We start from the raw sequence: 3857 nt of genomic DNA on the forward strand, positions 1-3857 counted from the left end.
ATATGATCAACACCAGTAAAGGCAACTGATATCATTGATAAATTAGGGCAGTTAGCTATAAAATTAGCCGAAATTGGAATATTACTCACGACAATAGCGTCAGCGGACTCGGCACGTTTAATCAATTCAGCCTCATTCTCATTTCGATCAGAGAAGAAAACAAGTTCATGCCCAAGTTTATCAAAATCTTGTTTCAATTGAGTGAATTTGCAAGCACTAATTCCAATAGGTTCTAAAATAGAGATCTTCATTTTTGTAATAGATATAGGAATGATAAAAGTCAGTTAATTATTATTCATCACATTAAAAGTGATATATCGTCAATATTTCTTAAATTTAATATGCCCTAAAGCAAAAAACATGTCTTCAAAAATAGAAATTATAAAGGACCTGATAAACAATTTCTGCAACGAAGTCTTAAATAGTCAGGAATATTATCAGATATCCTTAAAGATATTAAATCAACTTGATAAGCATCCTGACGAACCTCTACTTAGAGGTAAAGAAAATATTTGGGCTGCTAGCATTGTACATGCTGTGGGTTCCATTAATTTTTTATTTTATTCTACGTCTGATCCCAACATTAGTAATACAGAATTCAATCATCACTTTGATACAAACCCGAAGACAGTAAAAAACAAATCTCTAAAAATTCAAGACTTATTGCATTTAAGCACTTACAACCCACAATTCCAGATTAAAGCCTCACAACATGATAACCCTCTGGATAAAATAAAGGAAGTCATCATTAAAAAATTTGGCGTTTCTGAGGCTGATGTTGAGGAAATAATAAGGCAAGCTGGACATCCGGATTGTCCTATCATTCCCAAATCTGATTATAGTGCCATTACTATCATCCCTAAACAAAAGTTCTGGGATTGGGTTGCAACTCAAACTAATATAGACGACTTATCTCCTTCTCTAAAGACAGATTATAATATCTATTTGGTCCCTGATATCGAGTTAGAATCTTCTTTAGAGAAAGAGCTACACGAGAATTTCGAAGAAATATTTAAAATTGAACTGGCTAGATATATCAATATCGATTCTAAATTCCCTGAGATAAATTTCATGGAATTTTTACAATGGTTCGACGTAAAAAGTTCCTCTCATGTTATGGATCTTACCGGCGAATTACTTGATGATTTTGATGATGAAGATTTCTTTGATGAAGATCTAGGTCCTAAAGACAAGAATAAGCCACCTGACTTTTCCCAAAACTAACCTTTCTCTTCATAACAAAACACACTATTTATTAGTTGATCAAAATCCTAAAGCAATAAAAGAACACACAACCATATATATGTAATGGTGAATTACATGATTAAAATATAGACCCTATATTTAGGAATGAGTACAAAACCTTTCTACTTTTGCAGCCAAATCAAAAAAAACAAATTTTATTATGGCAGATTACACGCAAATGTGGACTGAACTTGGTTTAAACCATGACAATCACAATGCTCTATTGGACAACTTAGGGAAAGCATATCAATCTATTTTCATGGCTCAAGAGAAGCGACCTGAAGGTATGTCGTACTTCGATTTTGTAATGAGCGAGGCTCATGGTTTGAGAATTCAGGAATTGCGTGAAGAGCAAGAAGCTGGTCGCAAGATTATTGGTTCTTTTTGCGTTTTCGTTCCCGAAGAGCTTGTCTTAGCTGCCGGTTGTACTGCGGTTGGTCTATGCGCTGGTGCCGATTTTGCTCAAGAAGAAGTTGAAAAAGTACTGCCTCGTAATACTTGTTCTCTTATTAAATCCTTTTTTGGATTCAAGCTTGGAAAAGTTTGTCCTTATATGGAGGTATCTGATATGATAGTTGGTGAAAATACCTGTGATGGTAAGAAAAAATCATTTGAGATTTTCAAGGATATGGTTCCTAACTTCTATCAAATGGATCTTCCTCAGACTAAAACTCCAATGGCTAGACATATGCTTAAACAGGAGTTTAAGAGTTTTGTTGAAAAACTTGAGGAAATGACAGGAAAAAGCATTAGCCTTGAGTCACTAAAGCAAGGTATTGCTACAGTTAATGCAAAGCGACAAGCTTTACGTCGTCTATCAATGCTTCGCGCAGCTGATCCTGCTCCAATTTCAGGTTTAGATGCCTTATTGATCAATCAAATTGCCTTTCTTGATAATCCTATTCGTTTCACCGAAAAGGTAAATGCTCTTTGTGATGAACTGGAATTGCTTGTCAAAGAAAATAAAGGTGCAAAAACTGCTAAAGCCCCGCGAGTACTAATCTCAGGATGCCCTATGGCTATTCCTAACTGGAAGATTCCTGCAATTATCGAATCAACTGGAGCCGTTATTGTCGGTGAAGAATCTTGTATTGGAGAACGTGGCCAACGCAATTTAACAGACGATTCTGCTGACAATTTAGATGGATTGATGGATTCTATTACAGACCGTTATCTTAAAATTGATTGCGCTGTATTCACTCCTAATCAGGAGCGCGTTAATCATATCAAGGAAATGAGCCAGCAGTATAATGCTGATGGTGTTATTCATTATGGCCTTCAGTTTTGCCAACCTTATATTATGGAATCTTACTCAGTAGAAAAAGAGTTGGAGAAACAAAACATTTCGGTTTTACGACTTGAAACGGATTACAGTCAAGAAGATATGGGCCAATTATCAACCCGTGTGGAAGCTTTTGTCGAAATTATTAAATAATTTGAGCTTATTGATATTTCAAGAGTGGGAAACAAATTCTGTTTCTCACTCTTCATGTTTCAATCCTAATAAGAAATTAAACTAAAACCATAAAACGTCCATGTATAAGGCTTTCCGCACACAAGGGAATGTTTATATGGTAAGTTACAAATGGCAAAATATTAAAGTTAAAAACACATGAAATTAGCAGGTATTGATATTGGCTCTAGAAGCATCGAACTAATTGTGTTGGAAGATGGGCACGTCATTCATAGCAAGCAAGCAGATTCGGGCCACAATCCGTTAGAGAGAGTTAAAGGGTTAATTTCGGATATTTCTTTTGACAAGATAATGGCAACTGGTTATGGTCGAAGCATTGTAGAGGTAGCTTTCGATTACCAAACCGTTACAGAAATAAAAGCCTATGGAGCTGGTGCAACGGCATTATTCCCAGGAGTTAGAAGTGTTTTGGATATTGGTGGACAAGACACCAAAGTCATTTCTATAAACGAAATGGGCAAAGTGGTTAAGTTTGAAATGAATGATAAGTGTGCAGCAGGCACAGGTAAATTTCTGGAAATGATGGCCACTACATTAGGTTTTCAGTTACCAAGAATGGGGCCAGCGGCTTTAGAAGGCACTGAAGGAATCGAAATTAATAGCATGTGTGCTGTATTTGCCGAATCAGAGGTGACGTCGCTATTGGCAAAAGGATGCGAAAGAAGTGATATCGCATTGGCTATTCATCAGTCGGTTTGTAGACGTGCAGTAGGCATGATTCGCCGTCAAAATATAAGCACGCCATTAATGTTTGCTGGTGGTGTTGCTAATAACAGCTGTATGATTCAACTTTTGCAAGTTGCTTTGGGTGAAAATATTATTATCCCAGAAAAACCACAATTTGTAGGTGCACATGGAGCCGCAATTCTAGCTGGGCTATCCTAATTTCCTTCTTCATAATATTATCTTTCTATCTGATAAAAAGAAAACTTGAATCGAGATTAACGATGCAAGTTTTCAATTGACCATGATGTCCTTATTTTTTCGTCCTGATATACACATGTTTTATTGTTGCTCGATCCGTCTCACGCTCGTCGATATCAAAATGCTTTTTAAGAGATTTGATTAAGGGGGTTAGTTTCTCAAAACCATAATTTCGTGGATCAAAATCTGGTCTTTTCTTAATCAAAAGATTTCC

At 36.1% G+C, this 3857-nt stretch carries 5 protein-coding genes; 3 read left to right on the forward strand and 2 right to left on the reverse strand.

Annotated features, from left to right (window positions below):
* The coding region (locus ABY905_RS14855) for a hypothetical protein (RefSeq protein WP_372645259.1) at positions 1-251 on the reverse strand (251 nt) is incomplete at its 3' end.
* A 109-nt stretch (positions 252-360) separates the two neighbouring features.
* On the opposite strand from ABY905_RS14855, the gene ABY905_RS14860 reads away from it, so the two are divergent.
* From ABY905_RS14860 to ABY905_RS14870, 3 genes are all read left to right on the forward strand, one after another.
* Positions 361-1224 carry a DUF6398 domain-containing protein gene (locus tag ABY905_RS14860; RefSeq protein WP_372645261.1) on the forward strand — a complete coding sequence of 288 codons (864 nt, stop codon included), beginning with the start codon at positions 361-363 and terminating at the stop codon, positions 1222-1224.
* Positions 1225-1405: 181 nt separating this feature from the next.
* Entirely contained in the window at positions 1406-2680 is a 1275-nt protein-coding gene (locus ABY905_RS14865; protein ID WP_372645264.1) for a double-cubane-cluster-containing anaerobic reductase, read from the forward strand.
* Positions 2681-2857: 177 nt separating this feature from the next.
* The gene (locus tag ABY905_RS14870) at positions 2858-3604 is read left to right on the forward strand and encodes an acyl-CoA dehydratase activase (RefSeq protein ID WP_372645266.1); all 747 of its coding nucleotides are present in this window, start codon (positions 2858-2860) and stop codon (positions 3602-3604) included.
* Between the two features lie 91 nt (positions 3605-3695).
* On the opposite strand, the gene ABY905_RS14875 is transcribed toward ABY905_RS14870, so the two are convergent.
* Positions 3696-3848 (reverse strand): OST-HTH/LOTUS domain-containing protein, encoded by a 153-nt coding sequence (locus ABY905_RS14875; RefSeq protein WP_372645269.1) that lies wholly within the window; start codon positions 3846-3848, stop codon positions 3696-3698.
* Positions 3849-3857: the final 9 nt, after the last annotated feature.

This window comes from Ancylomarina sp., from assembly GCF_041555295.1.
Lineage (GTDB): Bacteria > Bacteroidota > Bacteroidia > Bacteroidales > Marinifilaceae > Ancylomarina.